The 17,580-nt window shown below is 50.0% G+C and carries 14 protein-coding genes and 1 tRNA gene; 14 read left to right on the top strand and 1 reads right to left on the bottom strand.

Annotated features, from left to right (window positions below):
• The first annotated feature begins 482 nt into the window (after positions 1-482).
• The 4 genes from Q1A69_RS00340 (at position 483) to Q1A69_RS00325 (ending at position 5,660) form a co-directional block, all read left to right on the top strand.
• Positions 483-2,048, top strand: a complete 1,566-nt coding sequence (locus tag Q1A69_RS00340) for a Re/Si-specific NAD(P)(+) transhydrogenase subunit alpha (protein ID WP_299579353.1) — start codon at positions 483-485, stop codon at positions 2,046-2,048.
• Positions 2,049-2,063: 15 nt separating this feature from the next.
• Positions 2,064-3,455, top strand: coding sequence for a Re/Si-specific NAD(P)(+) transhydrogenase subunit beta (gene pntB, locus Q1A69_RS00335; RefSeq protein WP_366525533.1), 1,392 nt, complete (start codon positions 2,064-2,066; stop codon positions 3,453-3,455).
• A gap of 209 nt (positions 3,456-3,664) precedes the next feature.
• Positions 3,665-5,281: a S41 family peptidase gene (locus Q1A69_RS00330; protein WP_299579347.1), complete on the top strand. Its 1,617-nt coding sequence runs from the start codon at positions 3,665-3,667 to the stop codon at positions 5,279-5,281.
• A 1-nt stretch (position 5,282) separates the two neighbouring features.
• Entirely contained in the window at positions 5,283-5,660 is a 378-nt protein-coding gene (locus Q1A69_RS00325; RefSeq protein ID WP_299579344.1) for a hypothetical protein, read from the top strand.
• 44 nt (positions 5,661-5,704) lie between these two features.
• Here Q1A69_RS00325 and yhbY read toward each other — a convergent pair whose 3' ends face one another.
• Entirely contained in the window at positions 5,705-6,007 is a 303-nt protein-coding gene (gene yhbY, locus Q1A69_RS00320; protein ID WP_299579341.1) for a ribosome assembly RNA-binding protein YhbY, read from the bottom strand.
• 143 nt (positions 6,008-6,150) lie between these two features.
• Here yhbY and rlmE point away from each other — a divergent pair, with 143 nt between their 5' ends.
• The 10 genes from rlmE to cueO all read left to right on the top strand — a co-directional run bounded on the left by rlmE (position 6,151) and on the right by cueO (position 17,531).
• Positions 6,151-6,774, top strand: coding sequence for a 23S rRNA (uridine(2552)-2'-O)-methyltransferase RlmE (gene rlmE / locus Q1A69_RS00315; RefSeq protein WP_299579338.1), 624 nt, complete (start codon positions 6,151-6,153; stop codon positions 6,772-6,774).
• Positions 6,775-6,950: 176 nt separating this feature from the next.
• Positions 6,951-8,879, top strand: a complete 1,929-nt coding sequence (gene ftsH, locus Q1A69_RS00310) for an ATP-dependent zinc metalloprotease FtsH (RefSeq protein ID WP_299579336.1) — start codon at positions 6,951-6,953, stop codon at positions 8,877-8,879.
• Between the two features lie 97 nt (positions 8,880-8,976).
• Positions 8,977-9,816, top strand: a complete 840-nt coding sequence (gene folP, locus Q1A69_RS00305) for a dihydropteroate synthase (protein WP_299579333.1) — start codon at positions 8,977-8,979, stop codon at positions 9,814-9,816.
• A 125-nt stretch (positions 9,817-9,941) separates the two neighbouring features.
• On the top strand, positions 9,942-11,294 hold the full coding sequence (gene glmM, locus Q1A69_RS00300) for a phosphoglucosamine mutase (RefSeq protein ID WP_299579330.1): 1,353 nt from the start codon (positions 9,942-9,944) through the stop codon (positions 11,292-11,294).
• Positions 11,295-11,424: 130 nt separating this feature from the next.
• Positions 11,425-12,159, top strand: coding sequence for a triose-phosphate isomerase (gene tpiA / locus Q1A69_RS00295; protein WP_299579327.1), 735 nt, complete (start codon positions 11,425-11,427; stop codon positions 12,157-12,159).
• A 68-nt stretch (positions 12,160-12,227) separates the two neighbouring features.
• Positions 12,228-12,668: a preprotein translocase subunit SecG gene (gene secG / locus Q1A69_RS00290; RefSeq protein ID WP_299579324.1), complete on the top strand. Its 441-nt coding sequence runs from the start codon at positions 12,228-12,230 to the stop codon at positions 12,666-12,668.
• Positions 12,669-12,675: 7 nt separating this feature from the next.
• Positions 12,676-12,761 (top strand) — tRNA-Leu (locus tag Q1A69_RS00285).
• 373 nt (positions 12,762-13,134) lie between these two features.
• Positions 13,135-15,360 carry a hypothetical protein gene (locus tag Q1A69_RS00280; RefSeq protein ID WP_299579321.1) on the top strand — a complete coding sequence of 742 codons (2,226 nt, stop codon included), beginning with the start codon at positions 13,135-13,137 and terminating at the stop codon, positions 15,358-15,360.
• Positions 15,361-15,394: 34 nt separating this feature from the next.
• A complete protein-coding gene (locus Q1A69_RS00275) occupies positions 15,395-15,649 on the top strand; it encodes a hypothetical protein (protein WP_299579318.1) in 255 nt (84 codons plus the stop codon).
• Positions 15,650-15,959: 310 nt separating this feature from the next.
• Complete coding sequence (cueO, locus tag Q1A69_RS00270) at positions 15,960-17,531, top strand: multicopper oxidase CueO (RefSeq protein ID WP_299579315.1); 1,572 nt, start codon at positions 15,960-15,962, stop codon at positions 17,529-17,531.
• Positions 17,532-17,580: the final 49 nt, after the last annotated feature.

Genomic DNA, 17,580 nt, shown 5'->3' with positions numbered 1-17,580 from the left:
TGAATAGAGTGTATATCCGGATAAAAGCGTAGTGGCTTGAAATAGATATCAATCGTTATGCCGGCGTTCCCATGACCTCAGGGGTCCAAAATACGCAGATAAAGCCTTTTAGAGTAGGGATAGTGTTTAGGCGGTTAACCGGATTACAGTTACGTTCACGGTTTGTCCGGGCGCAAGGATATAGTATCCGTAGCGATATCCCGTAGATTGACCTATCTTCCCCAGGGTTAGGTGGCCAGCTAAAGTAGAAAAGTCAGTGCGGCCTAGAGACGCTAATACTTGAAAGTTAGTACCCCTCCATTTGAACAGCTTCTCCTAAGGCTAATAAATCTTATTTATAGCCTTATAAATTTCACCAATTGTGGCTATTAAGTAACTTCCCTTTCAATCCACGTTTTCGGCGTTTACACTCGGGCTGTTTATATATTGGGCAATCGAATCCTTTTTGAGGTAGATGTAGTTGTAAATTCATAATATTAACGATGAGGGGCACGGCGGTGATAATAGCCATACCGAGAGAGACTGCGGAAGGAGAGGCGCGTGTTGCGGCGACTCCAGATAGCGTCAAGCGTTTACTTGATTTGGGCTTTTCTATTGTTTTGGAGAGGGGAGCCGGTACTAAGGCTAGCTTCAGCGATGAACTCTATCAGCAAGCCGGAGCTGAAATTCGCGAGAATATAACGACCTGTCTCACGGGGGCGGATGTTGTACTAAAAGTACAGCCGCCATCGGATGAAGAGTTAGCATTGATACCCAGTGGCGCAACGCTAATTACCTTTTTAAAACCCGCGCAAAATGCTGAACTCCTGCAAAAGCTGGCAGGGAAAAATATTAACGCCCTAGCGGTTGAGTCTATCCCCAGAATTTCCCGTGCCCAAAAAATGGATGCACTCAGCTCCATGGCCAATATTGCCGGCTACCGTGCGGTGATCGAAGCCGCGCACAACTTTGGTCGTTTTTTCACAGGGCAGATTACGGCCGCCGGGAAAATTCCTCCCGCCAAAGTCTTGGTTATTGGCGCGGGTGTTGCGGGCCTCTCTGCAATTGGTACGGCAAAAAGTATGGGGGCCATAGTACGGGCCTTTGATACCCGTGCCGAAGTGCGTGAACAGGTAGAGTCCATGGGAGCGGAATTCCTCACGGTACAGGTGGAGGAGGAGGGCTCGGGTTCTGGCGGTTACGCCAAAGAAATGTCCAAGGAATTTATCGACGCGGAAATGGCCCTGTTCCGGGAACAGGCCAAAGATGTGGATATTGTGATTACCACGGCCCTGATACCCGGAAAACCTGCGCCAAAGCTCTGGCTGGCCGATATGGTGGACAGCATGGCGCCGGGTTCTGTTGTGGTGGATTTGGCGGCAGAAATGGGGGGGAACTGTGACTATACCGAACCCCACAAGAAAGCCGAACGCAGTGATGTGACTATTATTGGATATACCAATTTACCCAGCCGTGCTGCTACGCAATCCTCGAGATTATACTCTACAAATCTGGCTCACCTGCTCAGTGAGCTCACCCCTGAAAAAGACGGTGAGATCGACCTGAACTTTGATGATGAGGTGATCCGCGGCGCAACAGTGGTAAAATCTGGGGAAATCACCTGGCCACCTCCCGCGCCTAAGGTTTCTGCCCAGGCTAAAAAACCGAGTAAAGCAATTGAGGAACCTAAGCTCAAGGTTGAGAAAGAGAAGAAAAATAAAAAATCCCCCCTGGCCATTTTTACATTTTGGGCGGTTGCAGCGATCTTACTTCTATGGTTTGGCAAAGTAGCTCCCCCGGATTTTGTCTCCCACTTCACGGTTTTTGTGTTGGCAATTTTTGTCGGCTGGCAGGTGGTTTGGAATGTCACGCATGCGCTGCATACGCCATTAATGAGCGTTACTAATGCCATTTCCGGGATTGTAGTGGTGGGGGCATTATTGCAACTGGGAGCGACCGGATCGGGGTTGGTTACATTGCTCGCTTTTGTTGGTGTGTTGGTAGCCAGTATCAATATTTTCGGTGGTTTTTTTGTTACCTACCGAATGCTCAAAATGTTTCGTCGATAAGGAAGGAGATAAGTGATGAACGGTATGATTGCAATGGCTTATCTTTTTTCTGCGGTGATGTTTATTTTGAGTCTGGGTGGTTTGTCCAGTCACGAAACCGCACGCAGGGGAAATATCTACGGCATGGTTGGTATGGCGGTTGCCATAATTGCCACTATTGCCGGTATTACCACCGGTGCCTATTGGATGGTGATCATTGCCATGGTGGCCGGGGCTGCGATAGGCCTGTCTCTGGCAAAGCGCGTGGCCATGACACAGATGCCGCAGATGGTGGCGCTACTGCATAGCTTCGTTGGTCTTGCTGCGGTTTTAATTGGCTGGGGAGGTTTTCTCGACCCGCGAATTAATCTGCATGGGGCTGCGCATGTTGTGCACAGCACAGAAATCTATCTTGGGGTGTTTATCGGGGCAATCACCCTGACTGGCTCTCTGGTGGCTTTCTGTAAATTACAGGGCGTAATCTCCGGGAAGCCGTTGATGCTGCCGGCGCGGCACTGGCTAAACCTAACAGCCATCGTGGCTTGTATCGTGCTCGGCGTGCTCTTTGTACCTGCGGAAGTGAACGCGGCAACGGTTCTCAATTTACTGCTGATGACGGCCATTGCGTTACTACTCGGTATTCACCTGGTGGCTGCTATCGGTGGAGCCGATATGCCTGTGGTGATCTCCATGCTGAACAGCTACTCAGGATGGGCTGCGGCGGCAACCGGATTTATGCTGGGTAACGACCTGCTTATTGTTGTGGGCGCCCTGGTTGGCTCTTCCGGTGCGATCCTTAGCTACATTATGTGTCGCGGTATGAATCGCTCCTTTATCAGCGTTATTCTCGGCGGTTTTGGCTCCGATGGTGGAGAGGTCTCCGACGAGGAAGTAGACGGTGAGGTTATTTCGATTGACCAACAAGAACTGGCGGATGACCTTAAGGCTGCCGATAGCATTATTATTGTGCCGGGCTTTGGAATGGCGGTTGCCCATGCACAACAAGCGGTTAGCGATCTGACCGATCGCTTGCGCAGCATGGGTAAAACGGTGCGCTTCGGTATTCACCCTGTTGCAGGGCGTCTCCCTGGTCATATGAATGTCCTCCTAGCCGAGGCCAATGTACCCTATGACATCGTTTTGGAAATGGATGAAATCAATCCGGACTTTCCCGATACAGATCTGGCACTGGTGATTGGAGCCAATGACACGGTTAACCCAGATGCCGTAGAGAAACCGGGCTCGCCAATTGCCGGAATGCCAGTGTTGGAAGTTTGGAAAGCGCGCAGAGTAGTAGTACTCAAACGTTCCATGGCCTCGGGTTATGCTGGTGTGGCAAACCCTCTTTTCTATAAGGAAAATGCGCGCATGTTGTTTGGCGATGCTAAAGACAGTTTACAGGGAGTGCTCGGCAAGGTTTGCGACTAACATAATAGTACCTGACGATCAATTGTCAGGTGGTTTTTCGATGCGGGCTTGGGGCGCTTGTGCCAGATTGGCGTTAAGCACTTTTGGCCCGTTTGCTTTTTTGATGGGTATATTCTTTTCAACTCACTTTGACTATCGCCCGCCTCTATCGATAGTGATAATCTTCCAGCCTTAATCGTTATCAATAAAAAATATTTAGGAGCTTGGGAATGGGGACCCGTTTTCGCGAAATTGCCAAACAGGGCTTGATTGCAATAGGTGTGCTTAGCCTTGCGGCTTGTGGCGGTGGCGGTGGCGGTGGCGGTGGCGGTGGCGGGGGTGGCGATGATACTTCTGCAGAAGAAGAAACTCAGGGTACCTGGGTCAAAGGCAATTTTCTGCCGTCTACTACCTTTATGGGCCGATGTGTATCGCCAAGAACAGGCATCAATCCAGGTACCGGCTATGAATATATCGATCAGCTGGGAACGCGCGAGGATGAGAACAACTGGCTGCGCTCAATTAGTCATGAGTACTATCTTTGGTACGATGAAATTGAAGATAGGAATCCTGCCGATTATTCTGACTCCCTGGCTTATTTTGACCTGCTAAAAACAACCGCTATTACCCCTTCAGGCAAGGCCAAAGACAGTTACCATTTTGCAGAGTCAACTGAAATATTACAGACAGAGAAGCAGATTGGATACGGAATCCAATGGGGCTTGCTTTCTAAGCGAGATGAATTGCCGCGCAAGGCGGTGGTTGCCTATCTCGATTATGAGAGGGGCGATGAGGATAATAAATTACCGGAATGGCTCACCCGTGGTGCAGAGCTTATCAGTGTGGATGGTGTCGACCTCGCTTATGGCGAAGACGTCGATACCTTAAATAATGGTATGTGGCCCGTAGAAGAAAATGAGGCGCATGTATTCAAAATGTTGCCGTTAGGGGCCACAGAAACTGTGGAAGTCACTCTGGTTTCTAAGTTGGTGAACTCAGATCCGGTACAATACGTAAAAATTGATACCACAAACTCTGGCCATAAAGTGGGCTATATCCTGTTTAATGACCACCTCGGCAGGGCGGAAGCTCAGCTGAAAACTGCGATCGAAGGGCTTGCACCGCAAAATATTGATGAGCTTGTTTTGGATCTTCGTTACAACCGGGGTGGTTATTTAGATTTGGCCGCTGAAGTGGCTTATATGATCGCCGGCGATGCGAGTATCGGTCGCCCGTTTGAATATACCCGTTTCAATGACAAGCACCCAGAGATTAACCCGTTTGAGGGAAAGCCGCTTGATCCGGTGCCTTTTTATAGTAAAGCACAGGGTATTACGGATAAATCCCTTGAGGGGCAGTCGCTGCCAACACTGAACCTGCCGCGCCTTTTTGTATTGACGGGTGAAAATACCTGCTCAGCCAGTGAATCTATTATCAATGGATTGCGTGGAATTGATATCGAGGTAATCCAGATTGGCGGGGCTACCTGTGGTAAACCCTATGGTTACTATCCTCTGGATAATTGTGGCACCACCTATTTTTCCATTCAGTTTGCCGGTTCAAACGCTAAAGGCTTTGGCGAATACACCGATGGATTCTTCCCTGGTGGTACTCCGATGGGCGGTGCGAATTTACCCGGCTGTGAGGTAGGGGACGACTTTGAGCATTTCTTGGGGGATACCGATGAAGCCCGTTTTGCTACGGCCCTCAACTATATCGAAACGGGAGAGTGTGGAAACTTAGAGGTAAAAGCCTTTTCCGACTCCGGCGTAAGTAAACAGCCGTTGGAATCCGGTGTGCGTGTGCCAAAGCCCATTTATCGCAGCAGCCGACTCATGGGGAAATAGTATGAAAGTGCTTAGTCGGGCCAGCTTACTTTTCGTAGCTTTTATTGCCAGTGGCTGTGGGGCTCAGCAGCCCTCTGTTGGGTTGCTGCAGCCAGCGCTGCTTGCCGAGGCGGGGCCTCAGAGTCGAAACGAGATACAGCGTATTGTTTCTGAGGCAATGGGAGGGATGGAAATCACTCTTAGCCCCAATGTGTTTTTAGAAAGTAGCCAGCTTGTCTTTGACAAAACACCGCGGCAGATGGGTTTAATTGGCCGTGATATGGGCCGGCCAATTAAATTTGAGCTCTTTTTGCAAGGCGAGCGCTGCTGGTTAGTACGCTTGCCGGATGGTCCGCGCTGGGCGCTGGAGGCCAAGTGTGTTCCAGCGGGCCAAGACTGAGAATTGGTCTGAGGGGAGAGGTATAAAACCGCTCCCCTATTGTCTCAACGCAATAAGTTAGACTTCTTAACATCCGGCTTCTGCGCCGCGCGGTATATCAAGGCGATCTTGCCGATTTCCTGGATCAACTCTGAGGAAGACTTCTCGCAGAGCTCCCCCACTATCTGGTGGCGGACTTCGCGGTCGGCGATCATTAATTTGACCTTAATCAGCTCGTGGTCTTCGAGCGCGCGGTTCAGTTCTTCCATCACCCCCTCGCTCAGCCCATTGCCGGCTATGGTCACGACAGGTTTGAGGTTGTGACCGAGCGAGCGAAGCGCTTTTTTGCGGTCGGCGGTTAAAGGCATACAATACTCCATTACCACTTTGTGGATTTCGATGTGGGAGCGGCCACGGGCCGCGATCGTCGCCAGTATTTGTCCGGCAAACCCGATCGCGGCCCGTGGCCGCTCTTACAATTAAGCTGTAGTGATTGTAGGCATTGTACCCGATGGGCCGATCTAAGAGCAGCCACCGCTGGCTGCGTGAACATTTTAATGACCATTACGTCAAACAGTCCCAAAAAGAGGGATACCGCTCCCGTGCGAGCTATAAGCTGCAGGAGCTGCAAAATAAGGACCGCTTATTCAAGCCGGGCATGACCGTTGTCGACCTGGGCGCGGCTCCAGGGGGCTGGTCTCAGGTCGCCATGGAACTGGTGGGGCACAAAGGCCGGGTTTTGGCGTCTGACATATTGCCAATGGACCCCCTGGCCGGTGTGGACTTCGTGCAAGGTGACTTTACCGAGGAGTCAGTGCTCAGTGAGTTACTGCAGTGCCTCGGTGATGGAATGGCAGACCTTGTGATTTCCGATATGGCCCCCAATATGAGTGGAATACGCGACGTTGATCAACCCGCCTCCATGTACTTGGTGGAACTGGCTGTAGATATGGCTCGGCAGGTTTTGAAACCCGGCGGTGCCTTTGTCGCCAAAGTCTTCCAGGGGGAGGGGTTCGACGAGCTGATCCGCGATCTCCGCGGTAGCTATAGCAGTGTTGTAACCCGGAAACCTGGCGCCTCCAGGCCCCGCTCTCGCGAGGTCTATCTGGTGGCAAGAGGTTTCAAAGGCGGTTAGGTATTACGGCGTATTTCTAGTCGGCGCGCTCGATATGGTATAAGCGATACCAGCGTTGGGCGGCAGGGCTGTTGCTTCCTACTTCTATACTGGATTGATCGGGTATGGATGGGGTCGGCACAGCTGAATGAACGGATTTTGAGTGCGAAAGCGAGAGGGCTATCCCTTTGAATGATATGGCAAAAAACCTTGTACTGTGGTTGATCATCGCGGCGGTGCTGCTGATGGTGTTTCAGAATTTCAAACCACAGTCGCGGGATGAGGCTCTCAGCTATTCCGACTTTGTTCAGGATGTGCAGTCGGGGCAGGTGAAAAATGTGGTTGTGGACGGTCTGGTGATCACCGGAGAAAAGGCCGATGGCAACCGTTTCAAAACTATCCAGCCGCAGATTATCGACGATGAGCTGACCAATGAGCTGGTGCGTAGCGGTACCGAGTTTGTTGGACGTGAACCGGAATCTCCCAGTATCTGGCAGCAGCTACTGGTGGCGAGCTTCCCGATTCTGATTATTATTGCCGTTTTCATGTTCTTTATGCGTCAGATGCAGGGTGGAGCCGGTGGCCGTTCAGGGCCCATGGCCTTCGGTAAGAGTAAGGCTCGCCTGCTCGGTGAAGACCAGATTAAAACCACTTTTGCCGATGTGGCGGGTGTGGATGAAGCTAAGGAAGAGGTGCAGGAGCTGGTGGAGTTCCTGCGCGACCCGACCAAATTCCAGCGCCTGGGGGGCAATATCCCACGTGGTGTGCTGATGTGTGGGCCTCCCGGTACCGGTAAGACCCTGCTGGCCAAAGCCATTGCCGGCGAGGCGAAAGTGCCTTTCTTCTCTATCTCCGGCTCCGACTTTGTTGAGATGTTTGTCGGTGTGGGCGCTTCCCGTGTGCGGGATATGTTCGACCAGGCCAAGAAGCAGGCCCCCTGCATTATCTTTATCGATGAAATCGATGCGGTGGGTCGCCATCGTGGTGCCGGTGTCGGCGGTGGCCACGATGAGCGTGAGCAGACCCTGAACCAGTTGCTGGTTGAGATGGACGGTTTCGAGGGTAATGAAGGTGTGATCGTGATCGCCGCGACTAACCGCCCGGATGTGCTCGACCACGCATTATTGCGCCCAGGACGTTTTGACCGCCAGGTATTTGTCGGTCTGCCAGATATTCGCGGCCGCGAGCAAATTCTCAAAGTGCATATGCGCAAAGTGCCTCTGGACGATAAGGTGAATGCCCAGACTATCGCTAGAGGTACCCCTGGCTTCTCCGGTGCCGATCTGGCCAACCTGGTAAATGAGGCGGCCCTATTTGCTGCCCGCGCCAACAGGCGCACAGTGACTATGGAAGAGTTTGAGCGCGCCCGCGATAAGATCATGATGGGCGCCGAGCGTAAGTCCATGGTTATGAACGAGAAGGAAAAGGTGAATACCGCCTATCACGAGGCGGGCCATGCGATTATTGGTCGCCTGGTGCCAGAGCATGATCCAGTACACAAAGTTACCATCATTCCCCGTGGCCGAGCCCTGGGCGTCACACAGTTCCTGCCCGAAGAGGATAAGTACAGCCTCTCCAAACGAGCCATTGAGTCCCAGCTGTGCTCTCTGTTTGGCGGTCGTATCGCTGAAGAAATGACTCTGGGTATTGACGGCGTCACAACCGGGGCTTCCAATGATATTGAGCGAGCCACGGATTTGGCGCGAAGCATGGTGACCAAGTGGGGCCTCTCGGAAAAATTGGGGCCGCTGCACTATGGCGAAGATGACAGCGGTCAGCCGGGGCAAGGTAATCCGGTATCTGGTAAAACTTCCAATGAAATTGATGAGGAAGTTCGACGCATTATTGACATCTGTTACGAGCGCGCGAGTAAATTGTTGGAGGAAAACCGGGATATCCTTGAGGCTATGAAAGATGCCCTCATGGAATACGAAACCCTGGATGCCGAACAGGTCGACGATCTGATGGCCCGCCGCAAGGTGCGTCAACCCAAAGACTGGGAGGACAACAATTTTGACTCTGGCGGTAACAGTTCCACCGGTGAAACGGACAAGACTGATACCTCTGAAGCCTCTACCGAGGCCGACAAGAGTAGCCCGGTTGGTGGTCCGTTAAACGAACACTAATCCATAGCGATAAATTTAAAGGTCATAACAAACGGAATGCCGGTCGGGATGGCTCCAGTCCAGTCCGATCCGGCATTCCGTTTTTTTATCTCTGCCCATGAAAATGATTTGTGGAAAACACACCCTGGATCTTTCTTCCCCTATTGTAATGGGGGTCCTGAATACCACGCCGGATTCCTTTTCCGATGGTGGTAGCTACTATCAAGGCGGCCGCCTGGACTTATCGCTGGTTCTGCGTCGGGCTGAGCAAATGCTCGGCGAAGGCGCTGCAATCATTGACGTGGGGGGCGAGTCCACTCGACCAGGCGCCTCTCCAGTTTCTGAGCAGGAGGAGCTCGATCGGGTGATGCCTGTTGTGGAGGCAATTTGTGTAAACCTTGATGTCGTTGTTTCGGTTGATACTAGTACACCCGTCGTGATGCGTGAGGCGGCTGCATCTGGCGCCGGTCTTATCAATGACGTGCGTGCGTTGGAGCGTGACGGCGCTCTTGAGGCCGCCGCGCTCACAGGCTTACCGGTTTGTCTTATGCATATGCAGGGCCAGCCGGGCACGATGCAGAGTGCCCCTGTGTATGAACAGGTTGTGGCAGAGATCGCCAGCTATCTGGCTGGGCGCATTGAGGCCTGTGAGGCTCAGGGGATTGGGCGTGGGCGTTTGATAGTGGACCCAGGCTTTGGTTTCGGAAAGACGGATGCACACAACCTGGCGCTATTGCGCGATTTATCGCAGCTGAGATCACTGGATATACCTATATTGGTGGGTCTCTCGCGGAAGTCCATGATTGGTCGCCTGTTGGGCAGAGAGGTGAGTGAGCGACTGCCTGGCAGTCTGGCACTCGCCATGTTGGCGGCCCAGCGGGGGGCAAAGATTCTGCGGGTCCACGATGTTGCAGAGACTGCGGATGTTTTGCGCTTGCAGCAAATAGTGGGTGAATAAAGGTGTAACCCTCTAGATCACGTATGTTTTTGAGGGGGCTGAGGCCACCTTGGCGACATTTGACAAATTATACGTGGGTAAATTAGCGAGCTGCTCGATGGGCTGGCTGACGGAAAGGAAGAATTATGGAAAGAAAGTACTTTGGCACTGATGGTATTCGTGGACATGTTGGGGAGGGTGCCATAACCCCGGATTTTATGTTGCGGCTGGGTTATGCCACCGGCAAGGTACTGGGGAAGATGGCAACGGGTAAGCGATCTAGTCGCCCCTATATTTTGATTGGCAAGGACACCCGTGTTTCTGGCTATATGTTCGAGGCGGCACTGGAGGCAGGCTTGATCTATGCAGGAGTGGATGTGGGCTTGCTGGGCCCTATGCCTACCCCTGCCATTGCCTACCTGACGCGCACTTTCCACGCTCGCGCGGGAATAGTTATCAGTGCTTCTCATAATCCTTTTCATGATAATGGCATCAAGTTTTTTTGCTCAGAGGGTTACAAGCTCCCAGACGAGGTGGAGCGCGAGATAGAGGCGGCACTGGATCTGCCGATGGAAGCGGCCAAAAACCTTGGCAAGGCTTATCGAATTGATGATGCCGCCTCGCGCTATATCGAATTCAGTAAGGCCTCCACCCCCTGGAACTTCTCCCTATCAGGCCTCAAAATCGTTCTGGATTGCGCAAATGGGGCCACCTATCATGTCGCTCCTAAAGTTTTCCGCGAACTCGGTGCTGAGGTCACCGCCCTGAGCGTGAACCCCGACGGACTGAATATTAACCTGGAATGCGGCTCCACCAACCCTAAGCAGCTACAGCGCGCGGTGCTGGAACAGGATGCGGACTTGGGGATCGCTTTCGATGGCGATGGCGACAGGGTTGTATTCGTGGACAGCAATGGCGAGCTTGTCGATGGCGACCAGTTGCTCTTTATTATCGGTCTGCACCAGCATGAATACCTCGGTGGCTGCAAGGGTATCGTCGGCACACTGATGAGCAACTACGGTTTTGAGCTGGCCCTGCGTGAGCGCAATATCCCATTTGAGCGCGCCAAGGTTGGCGATCGCTATGTCCTTGAAAAAATGAGTGCAAATGAATGGATGTTGGGTGGGGAGTCTTCTGGCCATATTATCTGTGCAGATGCTTCCACGACTGGTGACGGTATTGTTGCTGCGCTCCAAGTGTTGCGTGCCCTATCGGAATTTGAGCAGCCCTTACATCAACTAAAGGCGCGTATGAAAATGCTTCCCCAGCACATGATTAATGTGCGACTGGGGCGCCGTGATGGTATACTCGATCACCCCGAGGTCATTGCGGCAGTGGCCGACGCCGAACTTCAGCTCGCAGACAGTGGCCGCGTACTATTGCGCCCCTCTGGGACTGAACCACTGATTCGAGTTATGGTGGAAGGTGTGGACAGCACCCAAGTAGAACAGCTGGCACAGAAAATCTCCTCCGTAGTGCAAAGGGTTGGGGATAGCTAGATCCTTTTCCAGGCCAGATTGGAAAGATAGCCTTCAATGTCTATTGATAGGGGCGAAAACAAACTCGTATATTTTTGGTTGTATGTTGGCGGCAATATCGCTAAGATTTGCGCCCCTTGAAGGAGCACACATGCGAACACCGCTGGTAGCAGCTAACTGGAAGATGAACGGCAGCAAAACGTTTGCCGAACGTTTTTTTAGTGATCTCAACTTGGAAGCCTTAGCCTCAGAAGTTGTGGTATGTCCGCCGTTTCCTTATCTATCCCTGGTCGCTCAGGGAGTAGAGGATAAAAGTGCTCTTAGTCTGGGGGCGCAAAACCTCAGCCAGGAGTCCAGCGGGGCTTTTACTGGTGAGGTCTCCGCAGATATGTTGCTCGATTGGAATGTCCGCTACGTGATAGTGGGGCATTCCGAACGTCGCAGTCTTTATGCTGAGACGAGTGAGCTGGTTGCAAAAAAATATGTTGCCGCCCAAGAGGCTGGTCTCATTCCTATCCTGTGTGTGGGAGAGAGTCTGGAAGAGCGCGAACAGGAGCGTACCCTTGACGTGATTACTGCACAGCTTAAGGCTGTGAGTGACATCATTGAAGGTGATGCCTGGAAGCACTCAGTAGTGGCCTATGAGCCCGTCTGGGCTATTGGTACGGGTAAAACTGCGACACCGGAAGAGGCACAGAGCGTGCATCGGTTTATCCGTGCAGAGCTCGGCGAAGCCGGTGCCGAAGTACAGATTTTGTATGGCGGTAGTGTAAAATCCGCTAATGCCAGCGCACTCTTTGCGCAGGCTGATATTGACGGTGCCCTTGTTGGTGGTGCTTCGCTAGATGCGAAAGAGTTCGCCGCAATTTGCCGCGCTGCTGGTTAATATACAGCGAGCGGATTAGGGAATACTGAAAACGGGTTGATTCAACCCTGGTAGAGAGTTTCCAGAAAATGGAAAAAATTGTTTTAGGTATACATGTTCTGATTGCACTGGGTATTATTGGCCTGATTTTGATGCAGCAGGGCAAGGGTGCAGAGGCCGGTGCCTCCTTTGGTTCAGGTGCCTCTCAGACTGTTTTTGGTAGTCAAGGTGGAGGAAATTTCTTTTCCCGCTTGACAGCAATTTTGGCGACGGTATTCTTCGTCACCAGTTTGGGACTGGCCTTCTTGGCTCGTCAAAACGCCGATACCAACATTGATCCTAATCTGCCGCAAGTACCTGCTGCAGTAGAGCAAATTGGACCGGCAAGTGAGTTGCCTGAAATCCAAAGCGATATCCCGCAACTAGAAGCAGACTTGGAAGCCGGAGATGTTCCCCAGGCTCCAGCTGACAGCAGCGATGCCCCAGAGCCCGCAGCTGATCAGGAAAATGATACGCAGGAACAACAGTAAGATTTTTGCCCAGGTGGTGGAATTGGTAGACACGCTATCTTGAGGGGGTAGTGAGCTATGCTCGTGCGGGTTCAAGTCCCGCCCTGGGCACCACATCAAAGTCTTCAGGAATCTGAAGTAATATAAAAAGCCCCGCTGTGCGGGGCTTTTTTGTTTGTTTTTGTAATTCCTTTTTTCACATAAAAAACCGCTTATTAAAGCTCCTCCTGCTGGAAATAAATCCTCAGTTTTTCTTCCACTCTTTGAATAGTATTTTATCCTGCCCAATAGATCTTACTAGAGAGTACATCTTTGTAATTCGGTGTAATGCTAAGACTAGGAATGTAAGTTGATAGTCTATGGGGCTAATTGGATACTAGCCCCTGGCGTCCAAATTTTTGAAAGATACTTAAGTAAGGGTTGACCGTAGAGGCATCTTTAATAAAGGAGTACTTTGGCGGAATGGCCTTAGGATAGGAAATTGAATATGGTATCGCGTAACTTGTTTTCAAAGAGAGTTTTTTATAAAAACCTACTGGGTTTCTCCCTTTTACTCCAATCTACAGCCGCTCTGTCTGATAGTGATCGTACCGACTTCGACATTGATAATGATGGTCTGATAGAAATTAATGATCTTGCAGACCTCAATGAAATTCGCAATAACCTTAATGGGGCTTCGCTTTATGGAGTCAGCACCGGCTGTCCTTCCAGTGGTTGTCGAGGCTTTGAGTTGAGTCGTAATCTGGACTTTGACACGAATGGTGATGGGGCTTTTGACGAGGATGATACTTATTGGAATGGTGGGGCAGGTTGGGAACCTCTAGGAAGTTCAGAAAATCCGTTTACTGCGATTTTGGAAGGAAATAATTACTCGATTTCCAATCTTATTTGGAAAGTTGATGGGGTATTTGAGTTTCCAGAGGCTAATTACATATTTCTTGCTGGTGCATTAAGAGGCGCAACTGTTCAAAATGTTTACCTAAATATAACTATTTTTACTGGAGATAGTGCGGTACTTATAGGTAGTAATCTAATGCTTACCGATGGTCAGGATGACCTCGTAGAGGCTTGTAGTATGAATGATACAAGTGAGGGAAGTGCAATTTTAACAGCCAATGTAACGCTAACAGCCAGTAATTGTTCTGATGGGTATCTAATAGGGGCATCTAATCTGAACACAGGTGTATTTGAACTTGGAGAGCTGATTTTTTCCCCCGATGTATTTGTAATAAATGATGTTAACGACGTTGCTATCGGCCGGCCAAATTTGGGGGGGGATTTTTCCGGTAGTGTGAATGGTGGTGTAATTGTTATTCCACATGATGGAGCTATTGATGGCTCTGGTTCTGTAACTTTCGAAGGTGTTGGCATTGATTCCTCTGCTGATGGCATCACCATTACAATCCCCGAGAGCGGTTCAGCTACAGGGATTCCAGCTAGCCTTGAGATAACTCCAACCTATAGCACTACTCTCTTCCAGAATGGTGTCCCTACCGCTGTAGTTTATTCTGATGGTGGAGAGGTATCCATAGGGGTAGAACACTTTGATCAGGAGAGAGATGATGGTCATAGTTATAGCTGGTCTAGTAACAATTTGGTCCCTAGCAATGGCTTAAACGAAAACCACTTCACCTTTGATCCGGTGGGGCTAAGCGGCTCTTATGAGGTTAACCTGACCGTTACTCACTCGAGTGGGGGTTGGGCAAGTTCCAATATATTTATCCGGGTGGAAGAATCTCTCCCTCAGTTAAGTGACACTCAAGATACAGATGGCGATGGTCTTAGTGACTTTGTGGAAGGCGTAAAAGATTTAGATAAAGATCGAATAGCGGATTATAAAGATAAGCGGGGGGCTAAAAATCTCCTACTATCCAGTGCTACTGGAGCACAGATGCAAAGTACCCAGGGGACCTCTCTTGCATTGGGCGATAGTGCATATACTGCGGGGAAGGCCATGAGTGAGGTTACTCATGAAGATATCGATAGTAATTTTGGGGAAAATTTGTCGACCCAAAATAGTTATAAATTTTTACATGGTATTTTTGATTTCATAGTGCGTGATATAGAAGTGGCTGGGGTCACTGACGTCGTTATTCCTTTGACTGCTGCAATCCTTCCTAGTGCACGTTACCTGAAATATCAACAAGGAGTGGGTTGGGTTGATTTTGTCGAAGATACAGAAAATTCAATTGCCTCTGCGCCTGGTCAGTTAGGTGAATGCCCGACTCCTGGCGATAGCAGTTATAAGCCTGGGTTAACAGAGGGGCACTTTTGTTTACAGTTAACAATTAAGGATGGCGGGCCAAATGATGCGGATAGAAAAGAAAATGGTATTGTTGTTGATCCGGGTGCCGTTGCAGTTGCTGGGTCTGCTATGCCAGTTATCACTGTAGAGGCAGACTCTCTTCCGGTAACCAAATTCAAGAGGGAAGACGGAGAACAAGTCGTTTTGTCCTTTGTTATAGAGAGCGACTCTGCAGATGCGCTGGTCAGTGCATTAGCGATACAGGCTGGAGGAGATCTTAATGAAGTTGGAGATATTGGAAAGGTAAGAGTTTATCGTGATAGCAATGTAAGTAATGGTATTAATACATCTTACTATGTGGCGGATGGTTATTATTCAGAAGATGATGGATCTTTAGTTATTAATTTTGATACTCCATATCAACTGCCAATCGGTGAAACTAGATTTGTTGTCACTTATCAATTCTAAATCCTGTCAACTAATAAATAAATGGGCTAGCGCTATGAAGTATGAGTGGAATTTTTTTAAGTTTTTCATTTTATTATTTTTTATAGTGACTTTGGCTGCTTGTGGCGGCGGGTCATCGGGGAGTAAAGCTAAAACAGGTGAGGCCTCAGAAGATGCCGAAGCTGCTCCTGAGGCAAAGACATTTGCTGTGGCTTTATCGACAGTTGTTGTTCAGCAAATGAGTACAGGAAGAAACATTGAAGTAAATACTGAAAAAGTTGTTAGTCAAACAATGGAATACTCTTATTGAGAATAAGAAGTTTTAGTTTTAAAGGCCCCATGAGGGCCTTTTTTATCTGATTTTATTTTTCTGTATTATTCCCACCACTAAATAGTGGTAATAGTGTTACCTTCGCCTCAAAGTTAAATAACGGTATAAGAATTCCGATAATCCAGCTGTACTTTGGCTATTTGACTTGGAATATCAGCCTTTGCGCCATTTTTTCTGGCACAGGGGCTATGCTGCCTAATGGCTTGAGCAAGTTTATAGGACACTCAAGCCGAAATCGTTGTTACTAGGCCGGATATGCCATCCCTGGGCTCAAAAAGAGGTGATATTGATGTCTCGTTTATCGCGGCGCGAATTCTGCCTGGGCGCATTGGCGGCATCTATGTTGGTGAGCGAATCATCGAGAGCACAATCTATCGGTGCTGGGGGTTCCATTGCGAGGCCTCAGCTGCCAATCCCGCCGGAATTGAAGGCGGATAACGCCGGAAAAATCAGTCTAATGGTGAAATCCGGCCAGCAGACCTTCTTGCCGGGTAAGACAACCCCCACTTATGGCTTCAACGGGCCTTTTCTTGGTCCGGCCCTACGCTTGCGTAAAGGTGAGACAGTAATTGCTAATGTGCACAATCAATTAACTCAGAATGTAACGGCACACTGGCATGGTTTGATTGTTCCTGGACATGCTGATGGTGGGCCCTATATGCCTATCAAACCCGGCCAGACCTGGACGGTTAAATTACCAATTATTCAACCGGCGGCCACGCTTTGGTTTCATCCGCACTTGTACCCCACTACGGCTGAACTGGTGCTCAAAGGACTGGCGGGGCTGATTATTATTGATGATGAAAACAGCGATGCTCTACCGTTACCCAAGCGTTGGGGTGTGGATGATATTCCGGTAATCATTCAGGATCGACGCTTTAATCAAGATGGTAGTTTTTTTCATCGCTTTAATGAGATTACCGTTGCTGCCGGTTACTGTGGGGACTGTCTACTTACCAATGGAGTAATAAACCCGGTGTTAAAACCGCCTAAGGGTTGGTTGCGTTTTAGAATCCTGGATGGCTCCAATGGGCGCAATTACCGTATTTCTACCAGAGATCAAAGGGTTCTCTATGTGATTGCCACCGATGGGGGGTTTTTACCGGAGCCGGTACCTGTGAAAGAATTACCGATTGCCGCAGGCGAACGCTACGAAGTGATGGTGGATGCTCGCGATGGTAAGCCGTTCGATTTTATAACCCTGCCGGTACCGCAACCGGTGATGCGTTTGCCGCCTTTTGATGGTCCGGTGAATTTTTTGAGCGTGGTGCCCAATAACACTGAGGGGCAGGGTACCCTGCCTGAAGAGTTGGTGCCTTTGCCGGAAATACCGGAGACCCTGCCACCTATTAGTCAGCGCCTGATTATGCAGATGAATCGCCGAAAGATCGCCGATAAACTGATCGATGCAACAGGCCTGGAAAAAATGGTGGATACAGGTAAGACTGATCCGGTAGTTGTCGATAGAGTACTGAAGTTGATTACCGAGGGACCGGCAATGCCTCTGAAAGCACGGCTCACCGCCAACGGAATTAATGGAGTCTCTTTTTCATTTACTGAGCCAGGTTTCAAGGCGCCTATCAGTAAATATTTGCGCTGGCACATATCGGAAGGTAATGATGCTATGTTGCATCCGGTGCATATTCATGGTTGCCAATTTCGGCTATTGAAACTTAATGGGACCATGCCACCGGCGTATATGCGTGGCTGGAAAGATACAGTACCCATCTCCAACGCCGGTGATGCAGAAATTTATGTGCGCTTCCCTCTGGAGGCAATGCCGGATATGCCCTATATGGTGCACTGTCATGTACTCGAGCACGAGGATTCAGGAATGATGACAGAATTTAGTGTGCCATAAATCGCTATTAAGTTATTTCGTATATTGAAATTGTATTAAATACGTAATA

The organism is uncultured Microbulbifer sp., from assembly GCF_947498635.1.
GTDB classification, from domain to species: domain Bacteria; phylum Pseudomonadota; class Gammaproteobacteria; order Pseudomonadales; family Cellvibrionaceae; genus Microbulbifer; species Microbulbifer echini.
Note: the sequence above shows the minus strand (reverse complement) of the source record. Positions and strands in the feature narration are given on the sequence as shown.

What these genes read in the sequence shown, in the direction of transcription:
- Q1A69_RS00340 (WP_299579353.1), top strand. Translation starts at nt 483, where the DNA reads ATGAGGGGCACGGCGGTGATAATAGCCATACCGAGAGAGACTGCGGAA.
- pntB (WP_366525533.1), top strand. Translation starts at nt 2,064, where the DNA reads ATGAACGGTATGATTGCAATGGCTTATCTTTTTTCTGCGGTGATGTTT.
- Q1A69_RS00330 (WP_299579347.1), top strand. Translation starts at nt 3,665, where the DNA reads ATGGGGACCCGTTTTCGCGAAATTGCCAAACAGGGCTTGATTGCAATA.
- Q1A69_RS00325 (WP_299579344.1), top strand. Translation starts at nt 5,283, where the DNA reads ATGAAAGTGCTTAGTCGGGCCAGCTTACTTTTCGTAGCTTTTATTGCC.
- yhbY (WP_299579341.1), bottom strand. Translation starts at nt 6,007, where the DNA reads ATGCCTTTAACCGCCGACCGCAAAAAAGCGCTTCGCTCGCTCGGTCAC.
- rlmE (WP_299579338.1), top strand. Translation starts at nt 6,151, where the DNA reads ATGGGCCGATCTAAGAGCAGCCACCGCTGGCTGCGTGAACATTTTAAT.
- ftsH (WP_299579336.1), top strand. Translation starts at nt 6,951, where the DNA reads ATGGCAAAAAACCTTGTACTGTGGTTGATCATCGCGGCGGTGCTGCTG.
- folP (WP_299579333.1), top strand. Translation starts at nt 8,977, where the DNA reads ATGAAAATGATTTGTGGAAAACACACCCTGGATCTTTCTTCCCCTATT.
- glmM (WP_299579330.1), top strand. Translation starts at nt 9,942, where the DNA reads ATGGAAAGAAAGTACTTTGGCACTGATGGTATTCGTGGACATGTTGGG.
- tpiA (WP_299579327.1), top strand. Translation starts at nt 11,425, where the DNA reads ATGCGAACACCGCTGGTAGCAGCTAACTGGAAGATGAACGGCAGCAAA.
- secG (WP_299579324.1), top strand. Translation starts at nt 12,228, where the DNA reads ATGGAAAAAATTGTTTTAGGTATACATGTTCTGATTGCACTGGGTATT.
- Q1A69_RS00280 (WP_299579321.1), top strand. Translation starts at nt 13,135, where the DNA reads ATGGTATCGCGTAACTTGTTTTCAAAGAGAGTTTTTTATAAAAACCTA.
- Q1A69_RS00275 (WP_299579318.1), top strand. Translation starts at nt 15,395, where the DNA reads ATGAAGTATGAGTGGAATTTTTTTAAGTTTTTCATTTTATTATTTTTT.
- cueO (WP_299579315.1), top strand. Translation starts at nt 15,960, where the DNA reads ATGTCTCGTTTATCGCGGCGCGAATTCTGCCTGGGCGCATTGGCGGCA.